Origin of the sequence: Fructobacillus papyrifericola (assembly GCF_018437235.1) — a bacterium.
GTDB classification, from domain to species: domain Bacteria; phylum Bacillota; class Bacilli; order Lactobacillales; family Lactobacillaceae; genus Fructobacillus; species Fructobacillus papyrifericola.
This window is the reverse complement of the sequence record NZ_JAAMFJ010000002.1, coordinates 273,718-299,553: the sequence shown is the minus strand read 5'-3', so window position 1 is coordinate 299,553 and position 25,836 is coordinate 273,718. Positions and strand designations below refer to the sequence as shown.

Genomic DNA, 25,836 nt, shown 5'->3' with positions numbered 1-25,836 from the left:
TAACCTTAATTGACAGATTGGAAAGAAAGGTCGCAAATTAATTGATTTACCCACTGAAAAGAAGGCGGTATTTACCATTTTTGTCCCTGTTAATTTTCATTGTTTTGTCCGCCATGCTGCGTTTTAATAGCTCTTTTTTGACACTTTTAGACGCCTGCTCGACGATTATTATTCAAACGATTGCGAGTTCGAAGATTGGTTTTCTGCTGATTCCCTCCTACTTTTTGAAAAGTTTTTGGCTGGCCTGGGTCGTGACCATCCTCTGGGCCATCTTTTTGCGGGCCCTGAACTTTAAAGTCGGCTTTTGGTGGGTACTGGCTTCTTCATCGATTTTGATTATCTTTTCCTGGGGATGGTCTTTGCTGACTTTCTTATACTGGGATAACGGACCCGTCATGTTGCAGATGATGCCACCGGTTGGGAACGTTCTCTGGTCCTTTTTCCTTTTCCAGGTGCAACAGGTGCTCGTTGTCCGCCTGCACTTGGCCGCTTGGTTTAAGAAGACCTTGGGGGCCTTGCTGATTGCCTTCTGGCTCTTCTTGGCGGCCGCTTCGATTGTCGAACACGACCTGTCAACCACCACCATTATTGGCGCTGCGCTCTTTGGTTACTACTTCTTTCGCCTAACGGCGGGACTTTATATTCGTAATGGCAAACGCTGGCAACAGTTTTTTGGTGTTGACGGTAAAATTTAGTTGTGCTAATCTAAAGTCAACAAACAAAGAGGTTGCGACCAAGATGAGTCGCACCGGGGAGTCCACCCAGGGCTTTGATCCGGTGTTAAAGGCGCGGTTGCCGAAAGTTTCTACTCGGGGGAGTAGAGGCTTGGGACGGGGAAGAAGATTTCTCGGACTGTCGTTTTTTAAACGGTGCGCTTTGCTATCATTTATCAAATGTGATGACAGATCGACTCTTTGTGTGGACAAAGGGTCGATTTTTTTGTTTGTTAAAAACAAAATGGAGGTTTTTGCAAAATGGCAGAAACAAGTGGTAATACAATTCAACACCAGCTCCAAACAAGACACGTCTCAATGATTGCCTTGGGCGGGTCGATTGGAACTGGGCTCTTCTTGACTTCTGGGGCTTCGGTCTCAGAGGCTGGTCCCTTTGGGGCCATCCTGGCTTACTTGGCCATCGGGGTTATGGTTTACTTCCTGATGACTTCGCTTGGTGAAATGGCGACTTTTGCCCCAACGTCAGGTTCCTTTGCAGAATATGGGAACCGCTTCGTTGATCCAGCCTTTGGCTTTGCCCTTGGTTGGAACTACTGGTTTAACTGGGCCATCACCCTGGCCGTTGATACGGTGACGGTTGGACTGGTTGCCCAGTTCTGGTTGCCCCAAGTGCCATCCTGGATCTTTTCGGCAATTGCTCTGGTTTTGATTTTCCTGATTAACCTCTTCTCCGTCCGGACCTTTGGTGAAACGGAATTCTGGTTGTCCTTGATCAAGGTGATCACCATCTGTTTCTTCCTCTTCATCGGGGTCTTGGCCATCTTTGGCATTATTCATTCAAACACCAACGTGATGCGGAACCTGTCCGTTGGCCAGCACGGCTTTGTCGGCGGTTGGCAGGGTGTCTTGTCGGTCTTTGTTGTGGCCGGCTTCTCCTTCCAAGGAACGGAATTGATAGGAATTACTGCCGGTGAAGCAAAGGATCCAAGCAAGTCCGTGCCAAAGGCCATTCACTCCGTCTTTTGGCGAATCTTGCTCTTCTACATCGGGGCCATCTTCGTGATTTCTGCCTTGGTTTACTACCAAGATCCCCGCTTGATGTCCGCTGCGGATTCCGGTAACGTTTTGATGTCACCATTCACGATTGTCTTTAAAAACGCCGGCATCGCCTTTGCCGCTTCCTTGATGAACGCGGTTATCCTGACTTCCGTTTTGTCAGCGGCTAATTCTGGAACCTACGCATCAACGCGTACACTCTACTCACTGGCTGAAAAGGGCCAGGCACCAAAAATCTTTGCTCGCTTGACAAAGAACGGTGTTCCTTGGGCTTCTTTGCTCTTGACCATGGCCGTTGGTCTGGTTGCTTTCACTTCCGAAATGAAGGGTGGCAACATTGTTTACGGTTGGTTGGTTTCGGCTTCTGGTTTGACCGGTTTTCTGGCCTGGATGGGGATTGCCATTGCCCACCTACGCTTCCGGAAGGCCTACGTGGCTCAGGGCTACAACGTCGATGACTTGGTCTACAAAGCAAAGTGGTTCCCCTTCGGCCCGATCTTTGCCTTGCTGATGTCCTTGCTGGTTGTCTGCCTGCAGGATCCGGCCTCCTTTGCCAACTGGCAATGGGATAAGATTGCCGTGACTTACCTGTCCGTGCCAATCTTTGTAATTCCTTACTTGGGCTACAAGTGGTCCAAGAAGACGAAAGTGATTCCGCTAGAAGAAGTGGACCTTTCGGGTAAGTAATAAACTAAAAAAGTCGTTTCCTCTATGCAAGGAGGAAACGGCTTTTTATTTGCTTAATCTCGAAAAGCAGTTACTTGCTTGAAGTAGGTGCGCGAGGTTAACTTGTAAATCAAGAAGTAGATGATCACCATCAAGGTGATGGTTACTGCCATTATCCAATAAACGGCAGAGGTCATGGGTACGGCAAAGGCGAGAAGCAGCTTTTGAATCATCGGGAAAGCAAATCCCAAGTGCACAATTGAGACGACAATTGGTAATCCGAATAACCAGACAATCTGTGAACGGATTGTCTTTTTTATTTCGTCTTCGGACATACCGACTTTTTGTAAAATCTCAAACTGGCTCTGATCGGCCTTTCCTTCAGAAATCTGCTTGTAGTAAATCATTAGTCCTGTCGCTAAGATAAAGGACAAAGAGAAGAGAATTCCAATAAAGAAGAAGCCACCATAGAGGGCGTTAGCAATCTTTTGGTTGTCTTCTTTGTCTTCCAAATCAAAGAAGGGGTTCTGGGACTTTTGCTTAATGTTCTCATAGAAGGCCTTCTTCCGCGCCCCTTTAGCAGTGATGTCCAAGTAGAACTGCTGACTTTCTTTTTGCGCAAAGCCAAGGGAAAGTCCATGAGTACTAAAGGCAGAGGAAAGGTCCGATACATCGACAAATTGGTTGACTAGTTTCGTATAGGCGGAATCAGCGGTTATGATGACTAGCTGCGGATAGAGCTGATTGCTTCCCTTAGGGTAGCCGCTTAGCGAATCAAGAGTTTTAGTAATCTGGTAATTCTGACCATCCATCTCCAAAGAGTGGGTCTTGAAGAGGTTACTATCCGCAGTGTTTTTCCCAGCACCTTGGAACAAAGCGATTTGCTGGTCTGACAAGCGAATCTTCTTTCCAGTCAGTTTTTGATAATTTTCTTGACTCATGAAGGCGACGTTGCGAAGCTGACTGCTTTCAGAAGTGTTTGGTTTTGAAAGCTTGCCGGACTTGTTCAATTGAAGTGTTTCATTATTTGAAGTGGTTACTTCGTAAGCCTTTTTGATTGAAACAGAATCTTTTTTAGCCAACTGTTTAATTTCTGCCAGGGAGAGATTGTTTCCTGTTGTTCGAACGATCGTATCCGTTGGAAAGAGATCGTTCATGAGATTGGAACGCCCAAAGAACATGGTTGCGGTTGTTAGAGACACAACTAAGGTCATGGTTGACAACAACGTGATGGAAGCCAATCCAACCGCATTTTGCTTCATGCGAAATAGCATATTGGAAACGGTGATGAAGTGCTTACTCTGATAGTAGTAACTCTGATTTTTTTGCAGTGTTTTCAATATCAAAGTCGACGCCGCAATGAAGAGTAAGTACGTGGCCACGATAATCAAAAGTGCTGCAAAAAAGAATTGTTTGACTGCCTTAAGTGGTGTCGGCACCGTCAAAGATAGACCGTATCCGATCGTAAGAGCGATAAAGCCAAGTAGAAACAGAATCCAGCGATTCTTTGGTTGGCCTTCGACTTTCTTTTCAGACTTCATCAAATCCAAAGTATTGGAGCGATAAACGGCAATCGTGTCGACAATCGTCAAAATGATGAAGATTAAAGCGAACAATAAGACGGTAAAGAGAAGAGCGGGGATGGACAAGGTCATCTTGAAAGAACTTCCGTCTATTAGCTTAATCAAAAGCATGATCATGACTTTGGCAAAAACAAATCCAGAAATGAGTCCGATGATCAGGCTAATGCAAAAGGAGAGAAACTGCTGGATGAAAGAGATTTTCAACAAATTCTTTTTTTGCATTCCGAGAATGCTATAGAGACCAAATTCCTTTTGTTTCCCCCGATTTAAAAAGGAGTAGGAGTAAATCATGATGACAATCGACAAAAGACCGATAATGACCTGACCGAGAACCAAGAGGAGACGGACGATTTCGGCTGCCATTAGCCCCTTCACACCAGGTGCGTAGATCAAAAGTTGCATGAGGAAGTTCAGGGCAATGGCTGACGAGGAGGCAAGTAGGAAAGGCAGATAACTTTCTTTGTTTTTTCGAAGTGAATCGAAGGCAAGTTTGAAGTGAAACATCTTATGACTGCCCTCCCAACAAGTTGGTCATGGCATCGTTGATGGCCAAAAGCATTTCTTGTTCGGACTTGTCGCCGCGGTAAAGTTGGTGGAAGACGCGTCCATCCTTGATAAAGAGTACGCGACCAGCGTGTGAAGCCGAAAGGGAGGAGTGGGTCACCATGAGGATGGTTTGGCCGTTTTGGTGGCAACTGTCAAAAAGGTTCAAAATATCAGCAGCATTCTTGGAATCCAAGGCACCGGTTGGCTCATCACAGAGAAGTAGTTCGGGTTTTGTAATTAATGCGCGACCAATGGCCACACGTTGTTGCTGACCACCGGATAATTCGTAGGGGTACTTGTCTAACAAATCGCTGATGCCTAGTTGCTTGGAAAGTACTGCTAGCTTTTCTTCCTTACCCTTGGTATTTTTTGCCAGAACAAGTGGTAGATAAATGTTGTCCTTTACGGTCAAGGTATCGAGCAAGTTAAAGTCCTGAAAGACAAAGCCCAAGTGATCCCGTCGAAAGGCAGCTAGGTCCTTGTTTTTCAAGTTGGCCAAATCATCTTCTTTTAGGAGAATGTGACCGGCTGTTGGCTTGTCCAAAGTGGCGATACAGTTTAACAAAGTCGACTTTCCTGAACCAGACTCGCCCATAATCGCAATGAATTCGCCCTCATTGACCTGAAAGTCAACGTCCTTTAGGGCCTGGACTTTTTGAATCGAACGCTTGGATTTGTATTCTTTTTTCAAGTGGTTAACGGATAATAGTGTCATTTTTGACTCCTTATTTTCTAAGATATCCTTAGCTTAACTTAAAAAGGACGACCCCCGTGCTAACAGCAGGGTCGGTCATCCTTACAATCTTGTTAGGTTAGCGCAATGTCTTCTGCCGACAGTCAATCGTTACGGTCGTTCCTTGTCCAATCTCGGAGTCGATTTGAATGGAATGGCCCAGTTTGTCTAATATCTCTTTGACTAAGTAGAGACCGAGACCAGAAGCATTGTCTTCAACGCGTCCGTTAAAACCTGTATAGCCCTGATTAAAAATCTGAGGTAGGTCGGCTTTGTCGATACCAATTCCTCTATCTTGTATGATAATTTTCTGATCTGTGGTGCAGTTAATGGTCAATCCGCCGACTTTTGTATACTTAATCGCGTTATAAATGACCTGTTCGAGAACAAAGGTCAGCCATTTTGAATCAGTCACCAAATCAAAGTCACTATCACCAAGCGATAGTGACAGATCCTTTTCAATAAAGAAAACCTTGTATTCTTTGACAACTCGGAGAACTAACTCCTTCGCCGATTGCGATTTGAAGACTAAGTCAGATGAAATGTCTTGTAAACGAATGAAGGAAAGGAGCATGTCCAAGTATTGGTTCACCAAGAAGAGTTGTTCCTTGGTTTGCCTTTGGTCAACCGTTCCCGTTTGATTCATCAAATCCAAGACGGACAGGGGGACTTTGATCTGGTGGGCCCAGAGGGCGTAGTAATCCTTTAATTGCTGGTTTTCCTCCTGCTGCTGATCGGAAAGCGCCCGCTTTTCATGCAGGACCTTTTGCAGGAGTTCCGTCAGTAATTTTTCCTGACTACTGTTGGCCACTTCTGCCCGGACGGTCTCCAATTCGCTTTCATTAAGAAGACGAAGCGCCGACCGGCGTTTTTTCTGCCAGCGGTAGGCCAGTAAGCAAGTGATGATAGCAATTAAGTAGCACTCGGGGATGAGTAGGTCGCTTAAGATGGCTTGTCCATTTGGATGAAGTAGGGCAACCCAGACTTGAAGGGCGATGGTGAGGGCAAAAAAGAGGTAGAGGGAGAGGTGGTCTGAAAGGAAAAGTCGACTGTTTTTGATAAAAGACTTAATCATGGAGCGAAAGCCCCTTTCCCTTCACTGTTGCCAAATGTTCGTCAAAGCCGATTGCCTTAGTCTTGGTGCGAATTCGGTTGACCATGACTGACAGGGTGTTGCGATCGACGAAGAGTTCGTCATCCCAAAGGGCTTCCATCAGCGTTTCTTTGGATACGACCTGGCCGGCCTTTTCAAAGAGGGGAAAGAGCAGCTTGGTTTCGTTTTTGCTGAGTGCGATGCTGTCGCTCCCCTTGACCAATTCGTTTTCTAAGATATTTAGGGAAAAGTCGCCAAAGGAGAGAATGGTCTGGTTAGCCGGACTCGTTTTTGCTGAACGGCGGAGCAGGGCCTGGATTTTAACAATCAGCAAGTCTAGGTTGAAGGGCTTGGTCATGTAATCGTCGGCGCCAAGATTCATGGCCATGATCTGGTCGGTGTCTTCCTGCCTTGACGAGAGAAAGAGGATGGGTACTGAGGCTTTTTTACGGATTTCTTGGGTCCAGTAAAAACCGTTCCGGAAGGGCAGGTTGACATCCATGATGACTAAATCGGCCTTGGACGCGGCGATTTCTTTGTCAACGTCGTGAAAGTCCTGGCAGGCGGTTGTGGAAAAACCCCAGCCAGAAAGTCCTTTTTCCAAAAGCTGGACGATTTCTTGATTGTCTTCGACGATGAAGAGCCGTTCGGACATGTGCCTTTCCTTTCTTTCATACAAAACATGGCATAATCTGCCCTTATCTTAACACAGAAGGAAGGGCCGACCGGTTTAGACCGCAGGAGTGCTATACTGATGCTAGATTGACTAAAGGATTTTTGGAGGGTCAGATGCTTTCTTTCTTCTATTTATTGATCATGAGTCTCTTTGCTGGTATTTTAAACGGGATTGTGGGGATGGCAGCCCTCACGCTCTACCCGGTCTTGCTTTCGCTTGGGATTTCGCCAGTTGCTGCCAATGCGACCATCACGATTTCCCAGAGCGGTTCCGGGGTTGGGACCCTTCTTTCTTCATTAAAGGAGTTACGACAGCACTGGCAGCAGGCCATCTGGATTGCCGTGCTGAACACGGCGGCCGGCGTTGTTGGGGCGCTGTTGTTAATTCATAGCTCGAATGCCGACTTTAAAAAAGTCGTGCCCGTCTTCATTCTGATTGCTGCCATCATGATTCTTCTGCCAAAAAAGGCCAAGCAGCAGGGGCAGAAAAGTGCCTTCGTTCGCTTCATTAGCTGGGCCGGGATTTGCTTGGTCGGTCTCTACATTGGCTATTTCGGCGCTGGCTCTGGCCTGCTGATGATTGCCGTTTTGTCTCGGGCTTTAAATGAAAAGTACGCTACCTATAACGCCATTCGCAACTTCGCCACTTTCCTGAATAACGGCGTGGCTGGAATTCTCTTTGCCTTTACCATGCCCGTTCACTGGGCGGTGATTCCGGTGCTCTTAATCGGACTCTTTGCCGGTGGCTACATCGGGCCGATTGTCGTCCGCCATGTGCCCCAGGATAAGATTGAACGCTACGTTGGCATTTTTGCGCTGCTGCTTTCAGCAGTGCTGGCTTGGCAGGCTTACTTTTAATATTTTCGCCATGGCACTGCTTGCTTTTTCTTACATCAAAGAATAATCCGTAAAAAGTCGTCTTTTGGGTCGACTTTTTCTATTGGTCCGTACCTTTACTCGTTTTTGATAAATTTGTCAAGAACTTCCCTTGTATTTTTCGAAAAGACCCGTATAATAGTATTCAGTAACACTGTAAATAAATATGGCGGCTGGTGATCTATTGTCCATCAGAGCTCTTATAGTAGGCAAGGTCCACAACTTTTTAAGTTGCAAGACTTGCTTTTTTTGTGCCTTTCGGAGCAAAAATAAGGGCTTTTTCGTTAATTTTTAAAGAAATTTTATATTTATTTTGCATGAACAGTGAATTTAGATGAGGTGATAAGTGTGGCAGGACATTTAGTAAAATACGGTAAGCACCGTACCCGTCGGTCTTATTCGAAGATTAAGGAAGTCCTTGATCTCCCTAATTTGATCGAAGTGCAGACAGCATCTTATAAGTGGTTCCTTGATGAAGGAATCAAAGAGATGTTTAACGACATTATGCCAATCGAGGACTTCCAAGGAAACTTGTCTTTGGAGTACGTTGACTACCAGTTGATGGAGCCAAAGTACAACATCGATGAAGCCCGTGAGCATGATGCAAACTACTCAGCACCTTTGCACGTGACGCTGCGTTTGACGAACAAGGAAACTGGTGAAATCAAGTCGCAAGACGTCTTCTTTGGTGACTTCCCATTGATGACGGAACAAGGTACCTTCATTATTAACGGTGCCGAACGTGTTATCGTTTCACAGCTTGTGCGCTCACCTGGTATTTACTACAACCAGGAAGCCGACAAGAACGGTCGTCCACACTTTGGTACGACGGTTATTCCTAACCGTGGTGCTTGGTTGGAATACGAAACGGATGCCAAGGGTATCGCCAACGTTCGTATCGATCGTACGCGTAAGTTGTTGATGACGGAATTGGTTCGTGCCCTCGGCTTTGGTTCAGATTCTGATATCTTGGATATCTTCTCTGACCAATACGATGCCTTGAACATGACTTTGGAAAAGGACGTTCACAAGAACATGTCCGACTCCCGTGTTGAGGAATCATTGAAGGACATCTACGAACGCTTGCGTCCTGGTGAACCAAAGACGGCCGACTCATCCCGTGCCCTCTTGGTTGCCCGCTTCTTCGATCCAAAGCGCTACGATTTGGCACCAGTTGGTCGTTACAAGATCAACAAGAAGTTGTCATTGAAGAACCGTTTGTTGAACCAGACTTTGGCCGAAACTTTGGCTGATCCTGATTCTGGTGAAATCATCGCGGAAAAGGGAACGGTTGTGGACAAGGCTGTCATGGCTAAGTTGGCACCATTCTTGGACAACCCAGACTTTAAGACGGTGACCTACATGCCATCCGGCGATGCCGTTTTGCAAGACGAAGTGGTTTTGCAAAAGATTAAGATTGAATCACCTGAAAACCCAGACAAGACGTTGCTCTTGATTGGTAACGGTCACTTGCCTGAAAACGAACACAACGTTCGTCCAGCCGACATCATTGCGGGCATGAACTACTTCATGAACTTGCAAGAAGGTGTTGGTTCAGTCGATGACATCGATCACTTGGGTAACCGTCGTATCCGTTCTGTTGGTGAATTGTTGCAAAACCAATTCCGTATTGGTTTGACTCGTATGGAACGTGTTGTTCGCGAACGCATGTCCATCCAAGACGCTGCAACGGTAACGCCACAGCAATTGATCAACATCCGTCCGGTTGTTGCCTCAATTAAGGAATTCTTCGGTTCATCACAGTTGTCACAGTTCATGGATCAGACCAACCCGCTTGGGGAAATGAACCACAAGCGTCGTTTGTCAGCCCTTGGACCTGGTGGTTTGACTCGTGACCGTGCCGGCGTTGAAGTTCGAGACGTTCACTACACCCACTATGGCCGTATTGACCCAATCGAAACGCCCGAAGGTCCTAACATTGGTTTGATTAACTCCCTGGCCACTTACGGTCGTATCAACAAGTATGGTTTCATCGAGACACCATACCGTCGTGTTGATTGGGGAACCCACAAGGTTACCGACAAGATCGATTACCTGACGGCCGATGAAGAAGACAACTACATCGTTGCCCAGGCCAACACGGAACTGGAAGACGATGGTTCATTCGTGCACAACACAGCCATGGCCCGTTTCGGTGAAGAAAACATCGAAACGCCAGTCGAAAAGATCGATTACGTCGACGTTTCGCCTAAGCAGGTTGTTTCCGTTGGAACTTCCGTTATTCCTTTCTTGGAAAACGATGATTCCAACCGTGCCTTGATGGGTGCCAACATGCAGCGTCAGGCCGTGCCTTTGCTCGACCCACACGCCCCAATCGTTGGTACTGGTGTTGAATACAAGGCTGCCCACGATTCCGGTGCCGCCGTTATCTCAACGGCCGCTGGTGAAGTGGAATACGTTGATGCCAAGGAAATCCGCGTGCGTCGTGAAGACGGTCAGTTGGATACCTACGAATTGATGAAGTTCCGTCGTTCAAACGGTGGTAAGAACTACAACCAGAAGCCAATTGTCAAAGTCGGTGAACAAATCGAAGAAGACCAAGTCTTGGCCGATGGACCATCGATGGAAAAGGGGGAATTGGCCCTTGGACAAAACCCCGTCATTGCCTTCATGACTTGGCATGGCTACAACTTCGAAGATGCCATCGTTTTGAACGAACGTTTGGTTCGTGAAGACGTTTATACGTCAATTCACATCGAAGAATACGATTCAGAGGCTCGTGATACAAAGCTTGGCCCTGAAGAAATCACCCGTGAAATTCCAAACACCGGTGAAGAACAACTGAAGGACTTGGACGAAAACGGAATCATCCGTGTCGGTGCCGAAGTTAAGGATGGGGACATCCTGGTTGGTAAGGTAACACCGAAGGGTGTCACTGATCTGTCAGCCGAAGAACGACTTTTGCACGCCATCTTCGGTGAAAAGGCTCGCGAAGTTCGCGATACGTCATTGAAGGTGCCACACGGTGGTGGTGGTGTTGTGCAGTCCGTCCGCGTCTTCACACCTGAAAACGGTGACGAACTCGCACCAGGCGTGAACCAAATGGTTCGTGTCTACATCGCGCAAAAGCGTAAGATCCAGGTCGGTGACAAGATGGCCGGTCGTCACGGAAACAAGGGTACTGTTTCAGTCGTTGTTCCCGAAGAAGACATGCCATACTTGCCAGATGGAACGCCAATTGACATCTGTTTGTCACCCATGGGTGTGCCATCTCGTATGAACATCGGACAGGTTTTGGAATTGCACTTGGGATTTGCCGCTAAGAAGCTTGGCATCCACGTTGCCTCCCCTGTCTTTGATGGAGCAACCGATGACGAAATCGAAGAAGCCTTGGCCGAAGCTGGTTTGCCAGCCGATGGTAAGACGGTCGTTTACGACGGTCAAACCGGTGAAGCCTTCGATAAGCGTGTTGCAGTTGGTGTCATGCACTACTTGAAGTTGGCCCACATGGTCGACGACAAGATCCACGCCCGTTCAATCGGTCCTTACTCCCTTGTTACGCAGCAGCCATTGGGTGGAAAAGCCCAGTTCGGTGGACAGCGTTTCGGAGAAATGGAAGTTTGGGCTCTGGAAGCCTACGGTGCCGCTTACACCTTGCAAGAAATCTTGACTTACAAGTCAGATGACGTTGCCGGTCGTGTAAAGGTTTACGAATCAATCATCAAGGGTGAAGCCATTCCTAAGCCTGGTGTGCCTGAATCATTCCGTGTTTTGGTCAAGGAATTGCAAGCCCTTGGATTGGACATGCGTGTCTTGAACCAAGAAGGTGAAGCCGTTCAATTGAAGCAAATGGACGAAGACGACTCCGTCTTGCCTGTTGACGCTTTGGAAAAGTTGGCCCGTACCAACCCAGATTTGCTGAACCGTGACGATGAAGAAGTCAAGGTTGCCTTTGATAAGGTGGATGGTCAAAAGGAAGCACAAGAACAAAGCACCTTTAGTGACGAAGAACAATAATTTTAGAAAGGTGACCGAATAGATGGCAATTGATGTTAACAAGTTCGAATCAATGCAAATCGGTCTTGCTTCTCCCGACCAAATCCATGACTGGTCTCATGGTGAGGTAAAGAAGCCAGAAACGATCAACTATCGAACACTCAAGCCAGAAAAAGACGGCTTGTTTGATGAACGTATCTTTGGGCCTACCAAGGACTACGAATGTGCCTGTGGAAAGTACAAGCGCATCCGTTATAAGGGAATCGTCTGTGACCGCTGTGGTGTTGAAGTTACTTCAGCAAAGGTCCGCCGCGAACGGATGGGTCACATTGAATTGGCCGCACCCGTAACCCACATCTGGTACTTCAAGGGAATCCCTTCACGAATGGGATTGGTCTTGGACATGTCACCACGTTCACTGGAAGAAGTAATCTACTTTGCTTCTTACGTTGTGGTTGACCCAGGTGATGCACCGGTCGAAAAGAAGAAGCTTCTGACGGAACGCGAATACCGCGACTTGAAGAAGGAATACGGTGCAAACTTTAAGGCAGGAATGGGTGCCGAAGCCATCAAGGAATTGTTGGCCGACGTCGACCTGGCTGGTGAAGCCGCTGCCTTGAAGGCTGAATTGCAGGAAGCAACTGGTCAAAAGCGTGTCCGTGCGGTTCGCCGTTTGGACATCATTGAAGCCTTCTTGCAATCGGACAACAAGCCGGAATGGATGGTCATGGATGTTATTCCTGTTATCCCACCTGACTTGCGTCCGATGGTTCAATTGGAAGGTGGCCGTTTTGCCACTTCTGATTTGAACGACTTGTACCGTCGTGTGATTAACCGTAACAACCGTTTGAAGCGCTTGTTCGACTTGCACGCACCTGGTATCATCGTTCAAAACGAAAAGCGTATGCTTCAAGAAGCCGTCGATGCCTTGATGGATAACGGTCGTCGTGGCCGTCCCGTTGCCGGTCCTGGTAACCGTCCATTGAAGTCCCTTTCACACATGTTGAAGGGTAAGCAAGGACGTTTCCGTCAAAACTTGCTTGGTAAGCGTGTCGACTACTCTGGTCGTTCCGTTATCGACGTTGGGCCATTCTTGAAGATGAACCAAATGGGATTGCCACGTCCAATGGCAATCGAATTGTTCCGTCCATTCATCATGAAGGAATTGACGGCCCGCGGTTTGGCAGGCAACGTTAAGTCTGCTAAGCGTAAGATCGACAAGGCCGATGAAGACGTCATGGACGTATTGGAAGACGTAATCAAGGAACACCCAGTTCTTTTGAACCGAGCACCTACCTTGCACCGTCTTGGAATTCAGGCCTTCGAACCAGTTTTGGTTTCAGGTAAGGCCATGCGTCTGCACCCATTGATCTGTGAAGCCTATAACGCCGATTTCGATGGTGATCAGATGGCCATTCACGTGCCTTTGTCTGACGAAGCGCAGGCGGAAGCCCGTTTGCTGATGTTGGCCGCCGGCCACATCTTGGCACCAAAGGATGGAAAGCCAATCGTTGCCCCTTCTCAGGATATGGTTATCGGTAACTACTACCTGACCACTGAAGAAGCCGGCCGCGAAGGAGAAGGCATGATCTTCTCCTCTGTTGACGAAGCCCGTTTGGCCTTTGAAAACAAGTTGGTTCACTACCACACGCGTGTTGGTATCCAGACGTCATCATTCCCTGAAGAAAAGCCATTTACCGATGAACAGCGCGGTAAGATTATGGTCACTTCAGTTGGTAAGCTCTTCTTTAACGAAATCTTGCCAGTCGACTTCCCATACATTAACGAACCTTCCGATGAAAACTTCGAAGGAATCTCAGACGACTTCTTCATGGAAGCCGGTGAGAACATCCACGACTTTTTGGATGGTAAGGCAGCCATTAAGCCATTTAAGAAGGGCTTCTTGTCTGACATCATCGCGGCCGTTTACAAGCAGTACAAGGTGACGGAAACGTCATTGCTCTTGGACCGCATGAAGGATATCGGTTATGACATCTCAACCAAGTCTGGTTTGACGGTTGCCATGACTGACGTTACGGAACTTTCTGACAAGCCAGAAATTCTGGAAAACGCCCACAAGGAAGTGGCAACGGTAACTAAGCAGTTCCGTCGTGGACTGATTACCGATGCCGAACGTTACCAACGAGTAATCGAAATCTGGTCAAAGGCCAAGGATATTATCCAAGACGAATTGATTCAGACGTTCGACCTCCGAAACCCAATCTACATGATGCAGGATTCTGGTGCTCGTGGTAACATCTCGAACTTCGTTCAGTTGGCCGGAATGCGTGGTTTGATGGCCGGACCTGGTGGTAAGATTATCGAATTGCCAGTTACATCAAACTTCCGTGATGGTCTGACTGTTATGGAAATGTTTATCTCAACCCACGGTGCCCGTAAGGGTATGTCCGATACGGCCTTGAAGACGGCCAACTCAGGTTACTTGACCCGTCGTTTGGTCGATGTTGCCCAGGACGTTATCGTGCGTGAGTATGACAATGGTTCTGACCGCGGTGTCAAAGTCGCAGCCATTACCGATGGTTCATCTGTTGTGGAACCATTGTTCGACCGTATCCTTGGTCGTTACGCAATGAAGACGGTCTTTGATCCAGAAACTGGTGAAAAGATTGTTGCCCGCAACGAAATGATCGACGAAGCCGCTGCCAAGAAGATCGAAGCAGCCGGTATTGAAGAAGTAACCATTCGTTCGGTCTTCACGTCAACAACGGAACACGGTGTTTCAGTTCTCGACTACGGTCGTAACTTGGCCACTGGTGAAGAAGTTGAAGTCGGTGAAGCCGTTGGTACGGTTGCCGCTCAGTCAATCGGTGAACCAGGTACGCAGTTGACCATGCGTAACTTCCACACGGGTGGAGTTGCCGGTGGAAACGATATCACGCAAGGTTTGCCTCGTGTGCAAGAAATTGTGGAAGCACGTATTCCTAAGGGACGTGCCGAAATTTCTGAAGTCACGGGTAAGATTACTGCGATCGAAGAAAACCCAGCCGAACGTACCAAGGACGTCACAATCGAAGGTGAGACCGATACTCGGACTTACACTTTGCCTTTGACGGCCCGCATGCGCTTTGGTGAAGGTGACTTTATCAAGCGTGGTGAAGCCATCAACGAAGGACCAATCGATCCGAAGGAATTGTTGGCCGTAACCGATACGTTGACGACGGAATCATACATGCTTTCTGAAATTCAGAAGGTGTACCGTTTGCAGGGTATCGAAGTGTCCGACAAGCACATCGAAGTAATGATTCGTCAGATGCTGCGTAAGGTGCGCGTCATGGATCCAGGTCAGACTGACTTGCTTCCAGGAACGCTTCTTGATATCGCTGACTTCAAGCGTGCCAACGAACCAGCGCTCTTTGCTGGTAAGGTACCCGCAACGGCTCGTCCTGTCTTGCTTGGAATCACCAAGGCTGCCTTGGAGACAAACTCCTTCTTGTCAGCCGCTTCCTTCCAGGAAACGACGCGTGTCTTGACGGATGCCGCCATCCGCGGAAAGAACGACCCATTGGTCGGATTAAAGGAAAATGTTATCATTGGTAAGATTATTCCTGCCGGAACGGGTATGACGGAATACCGTAAGATTAAGCCAGAAGTTGTTGGTGAAGTTGTGGCAAAGCCCGACGAACCAGCTGCTGAAATTCAATCATTAGACGACGTGGCCCAAAAGATGGACCAGGAAGACTAAGATAAGAAAACCAGTTCGTATTGCCGAAAGGTGTACGGACTGGCTTTTTTATTGAGGGAAGCGGGAAAATAGAGTAGACTAGAAGTAGTAAATAAAGGAGGCTTGTATGGCACAAGTGACAATTGACTGGGTCGACTGGGTTAAGAAGTGCACGAAGAAACAACTTTGGGCAATCGCCATCGGACCGGTTATTCTCATCCTCGTTTTATTCATTTGGCGCTTGGCATCCGGCAACTCGGAATATAGCGTCAACTGGTTTGCTTATGCCTTAGCGGTATACTACGCCTTGGCCTTTAGTCCGGCCGGCGAGCAGGTCCAATACCGGCTCTTTCCAAAGGCGGTTCCCAACAACCAGTACCAGGTCACAAGCTGGACACAGTGGACGCAGGCCTTGATGGCAACCGTTGTCTTGCTCATTTTGGCGCTCTTGATTTGGCCGCCACAAAACCAGGGCGAAATCGCGGTGCACGTGATTGCTTCGGTTGTCTTGGGCTTTATTGCTATGTGGTCATGGCGTTGGTTTAACGGAATTAAGGCACAACGACAATCAAAGTAAGAACTTTAAAAGGCCCAGTCTGGCGCGTTTTTCAGGCTTGGGTTCTTTTTTCTGTTTAGTAGGCACTTTTCGGGGTGACTTGGATAAAAAAGTCTTGTAACTGTCAGTTATGACAAAATAGGGTCTTGATCGACGGCTTTGCGTGTAACTATTCCAAAACGGAATATACTGAAGTTGTTCGAGGGATCGATTGATTGGAAAAATGGAAAAACTCGATTACGAACAAATGAACGGGCTGTCTCTTGCCTACATTGGTGATGCAATCTATGAAATCAAAGTGCGTACCCACTTGGTGCATTCGGGCTTAACGAAGGTCAACGACCTACAGAAAAAGTCCCGCCACTACGTTTCCGCCAAGGCCCACGCCGCGCTTTTTGACTTGATGCGCGAAGATGAGTATTTAACGGATGAGGAACTGCACTACTTCAAGCGGGGCCGAAACGCCAAGTCCTATACTAAGGCGAAGAATACCAACGTGGTGGCCTACCGGATTTCAACCGGGGTCGAAGCGATGGTGGGTTATCTTTACCTATCGGGTCAAAGCGAGCGTCTAGAAGAAATGATGCAATGGATTTATCAGCAAGTTGAAAACGGGAGAACAGACGATGCCAAAACAAAGTGAACAGGCCTTTATCTATGGGCACCATGCGGTGATTGAGGCCTTAAAAGGTGACCAAAGCCTAAACAAGTTGTGGATTCAAACCGGCTTGAATCCCCGCCTTGCTCAGGAAGCAACCAAGCTGGCCAAGGAACGCGGCCTTGTCGTGACTCAGGGACCTAAGGGAAAGCTGGATGAACTGGCCGACCGAGGCAACCACCAGGGGCTGGTCTTGTCCGTTGCTGCCTATGATTACGCAGACTTGGTCGACTTGTTCAAGAAGGCAGAAGAGGCAGGGGAAGAACCCTTTTTCTTAATCCTGGATGAGATTGAAGACCCCCATAACTTGGGCTCCATCATGCGAACGGCTGATGCCGCTGGTGTGCATGGCATCATCATTCCAAAGCGCCGTTCCGTCCAATTAACGGGAACTGTGGCCAAGGCTTCGACTGGTGCGATCGAGCACGTACCGGTTTGCCGGGTAACCAACCTTGTGCAAACGGTCAAGACTCTAAAGGAACGCGGGCTCTGGGTCTTTGGTACCGACATGGACGGACAGGATTACCGGACTTGGGATGCCAAGGGGGCGACGGCCTTAATTATTGGAAACGAAGGCAAGGGCATTTCACCTCTTTTGAAAAAGCAGGTGGACGCCATGCTGACGATTCCGATGATCGGACATGTGCAGTCACTGAACGCTTCTGTCGCAGCATCGCTTCTAATCTACCAAGCCTTTGGCACGAGACATCCTAAAAACTAGGTAGGTCTTCCACCTACCGAAATTTGGGAGGTGTGATGGATGGGGCATGATCGGTTGTTGCCGGTAGTTTTGGCTGCGCAAAGGGGGCACGAATGTGCCTATGCTTTTTTGACAAAGGCAACGGTTGGCTTAGTCAGGCGGGTCTATGATGACCGCCTGGTCGGCCTTTTACCCTATTTTGATTGGGAGTCGGAGGCACTGATTGTGCTGTTAAACGCCATTCGTTGCTTCGATGTTAAAAACCACACCGCCCGTTTTTCGACCTACTACATGCAGTCGCTATTAAATAAGGCAACGGACTTAAAGCGGAAGGAAAACAGTCAAAAGGAGCAGTTTCAAGAAAAGATGCTGACCTACGAAACAACCGGTAGCGACCGTGAAATGGGTCAGACAAACGCTGAAAATCCGGAAGAGCTATTTTTATTGAAAGAAACGATTGAACACTTGGCTCTACGAAAGGGGCAAACATACGCCCGCGGTGTCGCTCAGTTGACGGGTGAACAGCCGCTTTCAAAAGGCTTAGTTGGAAAAGAAAAAAGACAGTTAGAACAAGTGCAGTATCATTTTAAGAAATTGCTGCAACAAGCATTGGAAGAAGGGAAAGAGAAGTGAGGTGGACAGGCGGTCCCTTTCTTGTTCTCCTCTTCAAATCGTGCTATGATAACAGGAAGTGAGGTTTAATATGCCGAGTCAAAAAGCATCGTTAGCCTGTGACGTTTGTGGTTCGAGAAACTACACGGTGACCCTTTCAAAGGGCCGCAGTGAACGTCTGGGTGTTAAGAAATTCTGTCCGCACTGCGGTAAGCACACCTTCCATCGAGAAACTAAGTGAGGTTTTTTCATGATTACTTATTTTAAAAACGTGGCTTCAGAAATGAAGAAAGTGACCTGGTTGTCCTGGGCCCAAACGAATCGTGAAACGATCGCTGTGATTTTCATGTCGATCCTCTTTGGTGTCTTGATTGGCGCCTTTGATTGGGTCTTGAAGCAGGGTGTTAATTTCTTAGTGGCACACTAAGAGAAGCTGTAGTATACTAAAAACAGCCGAAAAAGAGTCGTTTGACTCTTTTTTATTTACCAAAAATTCAAAGGAGGGCGAGCAGCGCTCGCGGCATTATGACGGATTCAATCGAAAAAGCATGGTTTGTTGTGCACACTTATTCAGGATACGAACACAAGGTTCAGGCAAACCTTGAATCACGTACGCAAACAATGGGGATGGCGGATCAAATCTTCCGTGTTCTGGTTCCCGAACAAGAAGTGTCAACGGTTCAAGACGGTGAAGTGAAGACGTCGATTGAAAACGACTTTCCTGGTTATGTCTTGGTCGAGATGGCCACGCCACAAGATGGCAACATGACCGATGAAGCATGGTATGTCGTTCGTAACACGCCGGGTGTTACTGGTTTCCTTGGTTCCCACGGAGCCGGATCAAAACCAAACTCCCTCTTGCCTGAAGAAGTTGACTTGCTGATGAAGCGCATGGGCATGACTGGTGAAAAAGTCGTGGACTTGGACGTTGAAGTTGGTCAAACAATCAAGATTGTTGCTGGTCCCTTTAACGGAATGGAAGGGGTTATCCGTTCCATCGATCAAGAAAAGCAAGAAGTCGAAGCAACGGTTGAAGTCTTCGGACGTGAAACACCAACGGAACTTGGCTTTAACGATATCGATACAAACATCTAATCAACAAAGTCCCTTTACGAAGGGACTTTTTTTTGTTATGATAATAGGGCATGTCAAAGACATGTGTGGAAGTAGCACTGAAGCTACGCGATACCACAACACGAGGAGGAAAATATCGTGGCTAAAAAAGTTATCAATGTTGTGAAACTGCAAATTGCCGCTGCTAAAGCAACGCCAGCTCCACCAGTTGGACCTGCTTTGGGACAAGCCGGTATTAACATTGCACAGTTTACTAAGGAATTCAACGCCCGGACTGCGGACCAAGCTGGTTCAACGATCCCTGTTGAAATCTCTGTTTTCGACGATCGTTCATTCGAATTCGTTACGAAGACGCCACCAGCAGCCGACCAATTGCGTAAGATCGTTGGTAAGGGTTCTGGTGAACCTAACAAGACCAAGTGTGGTAATGTTACCCTTGATCAAATCCGTGCCATTGCGGAAAACAAGATGGCCGATTTGAACGCAAACGACATCACAGCTGCCATGAAGATGATCGAAGGTACTGCCCGTTCAATGGGTGTTACGGTCGACGGTGTGGACTTGACTGTTGATGGAACAGCAATCAAGGAGGAAGCATAATGACGACTAAGCATGGAAAGAAGTATTTAGAAGCCGCAGCCAAGGTTGAAGCTGAAAAGGCCTACAACTTGACTGAAGGTGTTTCCTTGTTGAAGGAAGTTTCATACGCAAACTTCGACGCTTCTGTCGAATTGACGTTCAAGTTGAACGTTGACACGCGTCAAGCTGACCAACAACTCCGTGGAGCCGTGGTTTTGCCAAACGGTTCTGGTAAGGATAAGAAGGTTGTTGTCTTCGCTCAAGGTGACAAGGCTAAGGAAGCCGAAGCCGCTGGTGCTGACTTTGTTGGCGCTGCTGACTTGGTTCAAAAGATCCAAGACGGTTGGTTGGACTTCGACGTTGCCATTGCAACGCCTGACATGATGGCCCAAGTTGGTCGCGTGGGTCGTGCATTGGGTCCTAAGGGATTGATGCCAAACCCTAAGACTGGTACGGTTACCATGGATGTTAAGAAGGCCGTTTCTGACGCCAAGGGTGGTCAAGTGACCTACCGTACTGATCGTGACGGAAACGTTGCGGTTACTGTTGGCCGTGTATCATTTGATGATGCTAAGTTGGCAGAAAACATCAAGGCAATCGCCGCTGTTATTTTGAAGGCTCGTCCAGCCGCCGTTAAGGGAACTTACGTTTCTAACGTGGCTTTGGCCTCAACGATGTCACCAGCCGTTACCTTGGATGTCACTTCTCTTTAATTGACAGCCGTCAATTAACCTGTTAGACTAACAAAGTAAATTAAATCAATTTTGCCTAAGACTCAGGTGGTGCTTGCACCTTAATCTCCTGCCGAGGAAGTTATTCAAACTAACTGACCCGTCTGTCTTCTGGCAGGCGGGTTTCTTTTGCAAAAAAATCTTGAGGAAGGAGAATTTCACATGAGTGAACAAGCTATTGCTTTAAAGGCGCAAAAGGTTGCTGAGATCGCTGACCAGTTCAAGAACTCAACTTCTGCCGTTGTTGTTAACCCCCGTGGTTTGACTGTTGCGGAATCAACTGACTTGCGTCACCAATTACGTCAAGAAGGTGTCGTATTGGAAGTTATCAAGAACAAGGTTCTTGTCCGTGCTTCTAAGGATGCTGGTTTTGAAGAATTGAACGACTTGTTTGCTGGTCCTACGGCCGTTGCCTTCTCTGAAGATGACGCCGTTGCTCCAGCACGCATCTTGAAGAAGTACGCCGACGCTAACGAAAAGCTCGTTATCAAGGGTGGTGTGATCGATGGATCAATCGTATCAATCGACGACATCAACAAGTACGCTTCATTGCCTTCACGCGAAGGTTTGCTTGGTCAATTGATGGCCGAGTTCCAGTTCCCAATCCGGAGCTTTGCTTATGCTGTTAAGGCATTGCAAGAAAAGAAGGAAGCTGAAGGCGAAACTGCCGAAGCTGCCGAATAAGTTTCAACTATACTTATTACTAAACATTTATAAATTGGAGGAAATTAATCATGGCTTTTGATAAAGACGCGATTATCGCATCATTGAAGGATGCAACGATTTTGGACTTGGCTGACTTGGTTTCAGCTATCGAAGAAGAATTTGACGTTTCAGCTGCTGCTCCCGTAGCCGCTGCTGGTGCTGCTGGTGCCGACGGTGCCGCTGCTAAGTCAGACTTCGACGTTGAATTGACTTCTGCAGGTACTGCAAAGGTTAAGGTTATCAAGGCAGTTCGCGAAGCAACTGGTCTTGGTTTGAAGGAAGCAAAGGACCTCGTTGATAACGCACCGTCAGTTATCAAGGAAGCTGTTCCTGAAGCTGACGCCAACGCAATGAAGGAAGCTTTGGAAGAAACTGGTGCCTCAGTTACTTTGAAGTAATACATAAAAGAAGAGCACTTCGTGCTCTTTTTTTGTACATAAATCAAACCACTTGTTCATGAAAGGAAGAACCATGGCAGAAAAAGTTTCCGGTCAACAATACTTTACGGCGGACCCGTCCGCGGCACACGATTACCAGGAATTCGACTTTGAATTGTTGGGTCATAATCTACATTTTAAGACAGACGCCGGGGTATTTTCCAAGAAAACCATCGACTTTGGCACCCGGGTCATGCTGGATGCGGCAGACAAAGAGGACTTTGTCCCTGGGAAAGTCTTGGATCTTGGCACAGGCTACGGTCCCGTTGGCAACGCTGTTGCCAAGGCCTGGGGACGGCAAGTCGACATGGTCGACGTGAACGACCGGGCCCTTGAACTAGCGAAGGGAAACTGTAACCGGAACGGCGTGGCTTCCCTGACCCAGGTCTTTCAGTCATCCATCTATGACAATGTTGTGGATAAGTACGCCTTGATCCTGGTTAATCCCCCGATCCGGGCTGGAAAGCCAGTGGTAACGGCCATGTTGCAAGGGGCCGTCGATCATCTCATTGATGGTGGGGCCATTATCGCCGTTTTGCAAAAGAAGCAGGGGGCACCATCGGCGCAAAAGAATTTAGAAGCCGTCTTTCACGATGTTTCCGTTATTGAAAAGAAGAAGGGCTACTTCGTTTTGATGGCTAAGGACCCCAAAAAGGAGCAAGACTAATGGCTGTGGTTCCTGAAATTGCGGGTGCAGACGTTAAGAAGTTCATGGAACTGGCCCTAGCAGAAGCGAAGGCCGCTGGCCAACGCGGCGAGGTGCCAATTGGGGCGGTCATCGTCAAGGATGGAAAAGTCATCGCTTCTGCTGGTAACCGCCGAGAAGAAGACCAGAAAACGGATGCCCATGCCGAAATGCACGCCATTTTGGAAGCCAATGGAAAACTTGGAACTTGGCGGTTGGAGGAAACCGCCCTCTTTGTCACCTTGGAGCCCTGTCTAATGTGTGCCGGAGCCATCTTGAACGCTCGGATTCCCCTAGTGTATTTTGGTGCCCAAGATAAGAAGGCTGGCGCGGTAACGTCGCTTTATTCCGTTTTTGATGATGACCGGTTGAACCACCAGGTCAAAGTCTTCCCTGGTGTTTTAAAGGACGAATCGGCCGGCCTGTTGAAGGAATTCTTCAAAAGTCTCCGCGACAAAGCGAAGGCTAAGAAGAGAGTGCTTAAGTTAGCGGAGGAAGAGACAGGGAAGCAGTCGGAGCAGGCTGAATAAGCTTCGGCTTTTCTTCATAAATTCAGGCCATTTGTTTGCGCAGGGGTCTAAACTTCGATATAATAAAAGAGCAGGCAAGGGTTTTCTTTCGAACCGAGTCAGGACAGAGATGTAGCAGCTCTAAGATTGCTTGACCTTGTGCTTGTGTACATAGCAAAACCGCCTTCAGGCGGCTTTTTTTGTAAGGGAGAAACGATGGCTTATCAAGCACTGTACCGGGTATACCGGCCAAAGACTTTTTCAGAGATGGTTGGCCAAGAGGTCATTACCAAAACACTGCAAAACGCCATTGATAAGAATCAGACGGGGCACGCCTACCTCTTTGCCGGTCCACGTGGAACGGGAAAGACTTCGGCAGCAAAGATTTTTGCCCGTGAAGTGAACGGCATTGGCCCGGATCAAGCCGGACAGTCTCAACCAGACATCATCGAAATCGACGCAGCTTCCAACAACGGTGTCGATGAAATTCGTTCCATTCGTGATTCGGCCAATTATGCGCCAATTGAAGCCGCTTACAAGATTTACATTATTGATGAAGCCCACATGCTGTCAACGGGGGCCTTTAACGCGCTTTTGAAGACTTTGGAAGAGCCGCCGGCCCAGGTGAAGTTTATTCTGGCGACAACTGAAATTCAGAAGATGCCGGCAACGATTTTGTCCCGTACGCAGCGCTTTGAATTTAAGCGCCTGTCCAATCAGACGATTAAAAACCGCTTGATCGAGGTCTTGGACCAGGAAAAGCAGGCCTATGAAGAGGCCGCATTGGACGTCGTGGCCACGGCTGCAGAAGGTGGGATGCGTGATGCGCTTTCCATCATGGACCAGGTGATTGCCTTTGGCCCTGAAAAAGTCACGGTGCAAAACGCCTTGACCGTGACGGGTTCGGTCGACATCGATCAAGTCTTGACCTACCTGCACCAGGTTTTGGCAGGAGAAACCGCCCAGGCCCTCGAAACGCTTTCAGCCATCCTGCTTTCCGGAAAGGATGCCAACCGCTTTCTTTCTGATCTGATTGCGACCCTGCGGGATGTCATGTTGGTTGAGCTTGCGCCGGACTTGGTCAAGGCCAAGTTCAAGGAAGCCGAATTAAAGGCCTTCTTGGCGGCAAGCTCGCAAAGTCAGATTCAAAACATGCTCCAGGTAATCGACCGAATTAAGACGGCGCTGGCCCAGTCGCTACAGTCAGATATTTACCTTGAAATATTGACAGTACAACTAGCTGAAAAGCAGCAAGGAAGCCAAGCCGAGGCAGTAGCCCAGCAGGCGCCCCAAAAGACCAATGCACAGTCAGCAGCAAGCCAAACGATAAAAGAAACAAAAACAGAAAAAACGGCAGACTCAACAGCAGAAAAGCAGCCAACCACTCCGGTACAGGAGAAAGCGGTAGCGTCGGCCGAAAAGGCAGCAGAGCCTGAGGAAGAGCCAATGGCTTTGGCGGAACCAGTGGCCGAAGCTGAAGGCCAGGCAACCATGCCGGACAAATCTGAAGAAAGCGCTGAAACAGCCAGTGCCAGCCAGTCCGAGACGACTGAAACGGCTGCCAGCGCGTCAGAAGACCGGGCCGCCAGTTTGAAAGATTCAGCAGTTCAACCAGCGGCTGCCAAAACAGAAGAAGCCGATTGGCAGTTGACAATCTACACCGGTAACGAACCGGTCCAGGCAGTCCTGGCCCAGGCCAAGCGCGATCAGCTGAACAAGATTCAAAGCGACTGGAAGGACGTTGTTTCCAAAATGCCGGTTAAGGACCAGGCCGTTTTGCAGACGGCCGAACCTGTGGCAGCATCACTGGAAGCCACCGTTTTGGCTTTTGATTACCCAGCCCTTCAAGAAACGGCTGAAAAGGATAATGACCTGCAAGGTCAATTAGCGGCTGCCCTTTACCAGATGGGCCTGCCAACGACCCTGGTCATGCGTAGCCAAGATCAGTGGAAAAATGACCGGGCCGAATACGTGAAGGCGTTAAAAGCCGGGCAGGTCGTCAAGATTTCCCTGAGTGAACTAACGGCTACAACCGTTGCTAAGAAGGTGGGGCAGACGGCTGAAGCACAGGATCTAGCTCAACCAAAGCCGGCTGAAGACGACGTGGTTTCAGCAGCTAAGGCCCTCTTTGGCGACGACCTTGTGCAGGTTGAAAAAGACTAAGTTAGGAAGAATCCATGCAGTATCCAGAACCGATTGCAAAACTTATTGATTCCTATTCAAAACTACCAGGAATTGGCGCCAAAACAGCTTCACGATTGGCCTTTTACACGCTGTCCATGGATCCTGAAGACGTCTTGAATTTCTCCAAAAACCTGGCTTCTGCTAAAGAGTCGATTACTTTTTGTGAAATTTGCGGTAATATTACCAGTAAGGACGAAAATCCCTGCGCCATCTGTACGGACAGCACCCGGGACCGCTCGACGGTTCTGGTCTTGCAGAATCCAAAGGACGTCATGGCCATGGAGCAGACGCAGGAATACCACGGCCTTTACCACGTGCTAAACGGGGTGATTTCGCCATCTGCTGGAACCGGACCGGAAGACATTAACCTGCCTTCTTTAATCCGCCGTTTATCCAAGGATGATGAAATTAAAGAAGTGATTGTCGGCACCAACGCCAATACCGATGGCGAGGCGACGGCCATGTACATCGCCCGCCTAGTGAAACCCGCCAATATCAAAGTCACCCGCTTGGCTTCCGGCCTCGCGGTGGGATCAGACATTGATTACGCTGACCAACTGACTTTGATCAAGTCGATTGAAGGTAGGAACGAACTGTGATCTTTAAGAAAAAAACAGTAAAACATGACAATTTAAAGGCCGATTATGACCAAATCCTCTTAGAGGAAGTCAACCATGCCAGAAAGGACCTACACCAAGCGCAGGATTCCGAAACGGCCCTGGTTGACGCCCGGGTGAACGGGCACATGGTGCAGGCCCAAACGGCCCTCAAAAAGGCGCGTTTTTCCTATCTTTATAAGGAAGCCAAGCGCCGTCGAACGGTGGCCTCTGGCCTTCGTTTTTATAAGCAGGTAGACGATTAGGGG

Annotated in this window: 25 protein-coding genes, 1 other RNA gene, 1 riboswitch and 1 other annotated feature; of the genes, 22 read left to right on the top strand and 4 right to left on the bottom strand. The window is 48.2% G+C overall.

What is annotated here, in order from left to right:
- The first annotated feature begins 113 nt into the window (after positions 1-113).
- Both G6R28_RS05105 and G6R28_RS05100 read left to right on the top strand, forming a co-directional pair.
- On the top strand, positions 114-695 hold the full coding sequence (locus G6R28_RS05105; RefSeq protein WP_213793158.1) for a hypothetical protein: 582 nt from the start codon (positions 114-116) through the stop codon (positions 693-695).
- A gap of 18 nt (positions 696-713) precedes the next feature.
- Positions 714-885: riboswitch (Lysine riboswitch) on the top strand.
- 89 nt (positions 886-974) lie between these two features.
- Complete coding sequence (locus G6R28_RS05100) at positions 975-2,417, top strand: amino acid permease (protein WP_213793157.1); 1,443 nt, start codon at positions 975-977, stop codon at positions 2,415-2,417.
- A gap of 53 nt (positions 2,418-2,470) precedes the next feature.
- Here G6R28_RS05100 and G6R28_RS05095 read toward each other — a convergent pair whose 3' ends face one another.
- From G6R28_RS05095 to G6R28_RS05080, 4 genes are all read right to left on the bottom strand, one after another.
- Positions 2,471-4,483, bottom strand: coding sequence for an FtsX-like permease family protein (locus G6R28_RS05095; protein ID WP_213793156.1), 2,013 nt, complete (start codon positions 4,481-4,483; stop codon positions 2,471-2,473).
- A gap of 1 nt (position 4,484) precedes the next feature.
- Positions 4,485-5,240, bottom strand: a complete 756-nt coding sequence (locus tag G6R28_RS05090) for an ABC transporter ATP-binding protein (protein ID WP_213793155.1) — start codon at positions 5,238-5,240, stop codon at positions 4,485-4,487.
- 97 nt (positions 5,241-5,337) lie between these two features.
- Entirely contained in the window at positions 5,338-6,333 is a 996-nt protein-coding gene (locus G6R28_RS05085) for a sensor histidine kinase (RefSeq protein WP_213793154.1), read from the bottom strand.
- A complete protein-coding gene (locus G6R28_RS05080; protein ID WP_213793153.1) occupies positions 6,326-7,006 on the bottom strand; it encodes a response regulator transcription factor in 681 nt (226 codons plus the stop codon). Before G6R28_RS05080 ends, G6R28_RS05085 begins: the two co-directional genes overlap by 8 nt.
- A 134-nt stretch (positions 7,007-7,140) precedes the next feature.
- Between G6R28_RS05080 and G6R28_RS05075 the strand changes: the two genes are divergently transcribed.
- The 20 genes from G6R28_RS05075 to G6R28_RS04980 all read left to right on the top strand — a co-directional run bounded on the left by G6R28_RS05075 (position 7,141) and on the right by G6R28_RS04980 (position 25,833).
- On the top strand, positions 7,141-7,884 hold the full coding sequence (locus G6R28_RS05075) for a sulfite exporter TauE/SafE family protein (protein ID WP_213793152.1): 744 nt from the start codon (positions 7,141-7,143) through the stop codon (positions 7,882-7,884).
- 366 nt (positions 7,885-8,250) lie between these two features.
- On the top strand, positions 8,251-11,880 hold the full coding sequence (gene rpoB, locus G6R28_RS05070; RefSeq protein WP_213793151.1) for a DNA-directed RNA polymerase subunit beta: 3,630 nt from the start codon (positions 8,251-8,253) through the stop codon (positions 11,878-11,880).
- 22 nt (positions 11,881-11,902) lie between these two features.
- Positions 11,903-15,562: a DNA-directed RNA polymerase subunit beta' gene (rpoC, locus tag G6R28_RS05065; RefSeq protein ID WP_213793150.1), complete on the top strand. Its 3,660-nt coding sequence runs from the start codon at positions 11,903-11,905 to the stop codon at positions 15,560-15,562.
- A 106-nt stretch (positions 15,563-15,668) separates the two neighbouring features.
- The gene (locus tag G6R28_RS05060) at positions 15,669-16,118 is read left to right on the top strand and encodes a hypothetical protein (RefSeq protein ID WP_213793149.1); all 450 of its coding nucleotides are present in this window, start codon (positions 15,669-15,671) and stop codon (positions 16,116-16,118) included.
- A 202-nt stretch (positions 16,119-16,320) separates the two neighbouring features.
- Positions 16,321-16,740, top strand: coding sequence for a Mini-ribonuclease 3 (locus G6R28_RS05055; RefSeq protein ID WP_213793148.1), 420 nt, complete (start codon positions 16,321-16,323; stop codon positions 16,738-16,740).
- Positions 16,724-17,476 carry a 23S rRNA (guanosine(2251)-2'-O)-methyltransferase RlmB gene (rlmB, locus tag G6R28_RS05050; protein ID WP_213793147.1) on the top strand — a complete coding sequence of 251 codons (753 nt, stop codon included), beginning with the start codon at positions 16,724-16,726 and terminating at the stop codon, positions 17,474-17,476. Before G6R28_RS05055 ends, rlmB begins: the two co-directional genes overlap by 17 nt.
- A gap of 39 nt (positions 17,477-17,515) precedes the next feature.
- Positions 17,516-18,088 (top strand): hypothetical protein, encoded by a 573-nt coding sequence (locus G6R28_RS05045; RefSeq protein WP_213793146.1) that lies wholly within the window; start codon positions 17,516-17,518, stop codon positions 18,086-18,088.
- 70 nt (positions 18,089-18,158) lie between these two features.
- A complete protein-coding gene (gene rpmG / locus G6R28_RS05040; RefSeq protein WP_213793145.1) occupies positions 18,159-18,308 on the top strand; it encodes a 50S ribosomal protein L33 in 150 nt (49 codons plus the stop codon).
- Positions 18,309-18,317: 9 nt separating this feature from the next.
- Positions 18,318-18,494, top strand: a complete 177-nt coding sequence (gene secE, locus G6R28_RS05035; protein WP_213793144.1) for a preprotein translocase subunit SecE — start codon at positions 18,318-18,320, stop codon at positions 18,492-18,494.
- Positions 18,495-18,592: 98 nt separating this feature from the next.
- Entirely contained in the window at positions 18,593-19,162 is a 570-nt protein-coding gene (gene nusG / locus G6R28_RS05030) for a transcription termination/antitermination protein NusG (protein ID WP_213793143.1), read from the top strand.
- 117 nt (positions 19,163-19,279) lie between these two features.
- Entirely contained in the window at positions 19,280-19,741 is a 462-nt protein-coding gene (rplK, locus tag G6R28_RS05025) for a 50S ribosomal protein L11 (RefSeq protein WP_213793142.1), read from the top strand.
- Positions 19,741-20,433 carry a 50S ribosomal protein L1 gene (rplA, locus tag G6R28_RS05020; RefSeq protein WP_213793141.1) on the top strand — a complete coding sequence of 231 codons (693 nt, stop codon included), beginning with the start codon at positions 19,741-19,743 and terminating at the stop codon, positions 20,431-20,433. The genes rplK and rplA overlap by 1 nt, the downstream gene beginning before the upstream one ends.
- A 36-nt stretch (positions 20,434-20,469) precedes the next feature.
- Positions 20,470-20,589, top strand: a sequence feature (ribosomal protein L10 leader region).
- 24 nt (positions 20,590-20,613) lie between these two features.
- Positions 20,614-21,135, top strand: a complete 522-nt coding sequence (gene rplJ, locus G6R28_RS05015) for a 50S ribosomal protein L10 (RefSeq protein WP_213793140.1) — start codon at positions 20,614-20,616, stop codon at positions 21,133-21,135.
- A gap of 50 nt (positions 21,136-21,185) precedes the next feature.
- Positions 21,186-21,554, top strand: a complete 369-nt coding sequence (rplL, locus tag G6R28_RS05010; RefSeq protein WP_213793139.1) for a 50S ribosomal protein L7/L12 — start codon at positions 21,186-21,188, stop codon at positions 21,552-21,554.
- A 73-nt stretch (positions 21,555-21,627) separates the two neighbouring features.
- Positions 21,628-22,260 (top strand): class I SAM-dependent methyltransferase, encoded by a 633-nt coding sequence (locus tag G6R28_RS05005; RefSeq protein WP_213793138.1) that lies wholly within the window; start codon positions 21,628-21,630, stop codon positions 22,258-22,260.
- A complete protein-coding gene (locus tag G6R28_RS05000) occupies positions 22,260-22,808 on the top strand; it encodes a nucleoside deaminase (RefSeq protein WP_213793137.1) in 549 nt (182 codons plus the stop codon). The genes G6R28_RS05005 and G6R28_RS05000 overlap by 1 nt, the downstream gene beginning before the upstream one ends.
- A 66-nt stretch (positions 22,809-22,874) precedes the next feature.
- Positions 22,875-22,961: signal recognition particle sRNA small type (ffs, locus tag G6R28_RS04995), an RNA gene on the top strand.
- 42 nt (positions 22,962-23,003) lie between these two features.
- Entirely contained in the window at positions 23,004-24,950 is a 1,947-nt protein-coding gene (gene dnaX / locus G6R28_RS04990; protein ID WP_213793136.1) for a DNA polymerase III subunit gamma/tau, read from the top strand.
- Between the two features lie 14 nt (positions 24,951-24,964).
- A complete protein-coding gene (gene recR / locus G6R28_RS04985) occupies positions 24,965-25,570 on the top strand; it encodes a recombination mediator RecR (protein ID WP_213793135.1) in 606 nt (201 codons plus the stop codon).
- Positions 25,567-25,833 (top strand): DUF2508 family protein, encoded by a 267-nt coding sequence (locus G6R28_RS04980; protein WP_213793134.1) that lies wholly within the window; start codon positions 25,567-25,569, stop codon positions 25,831-25,833. The genes recR and G6R28_RS04980 overlap by 4 nt, the downstream gene beginning before the upstream one ends.
- The last annotated feature ends 3 nt before the right edge of the window (positions 25,834-25,836 follow it).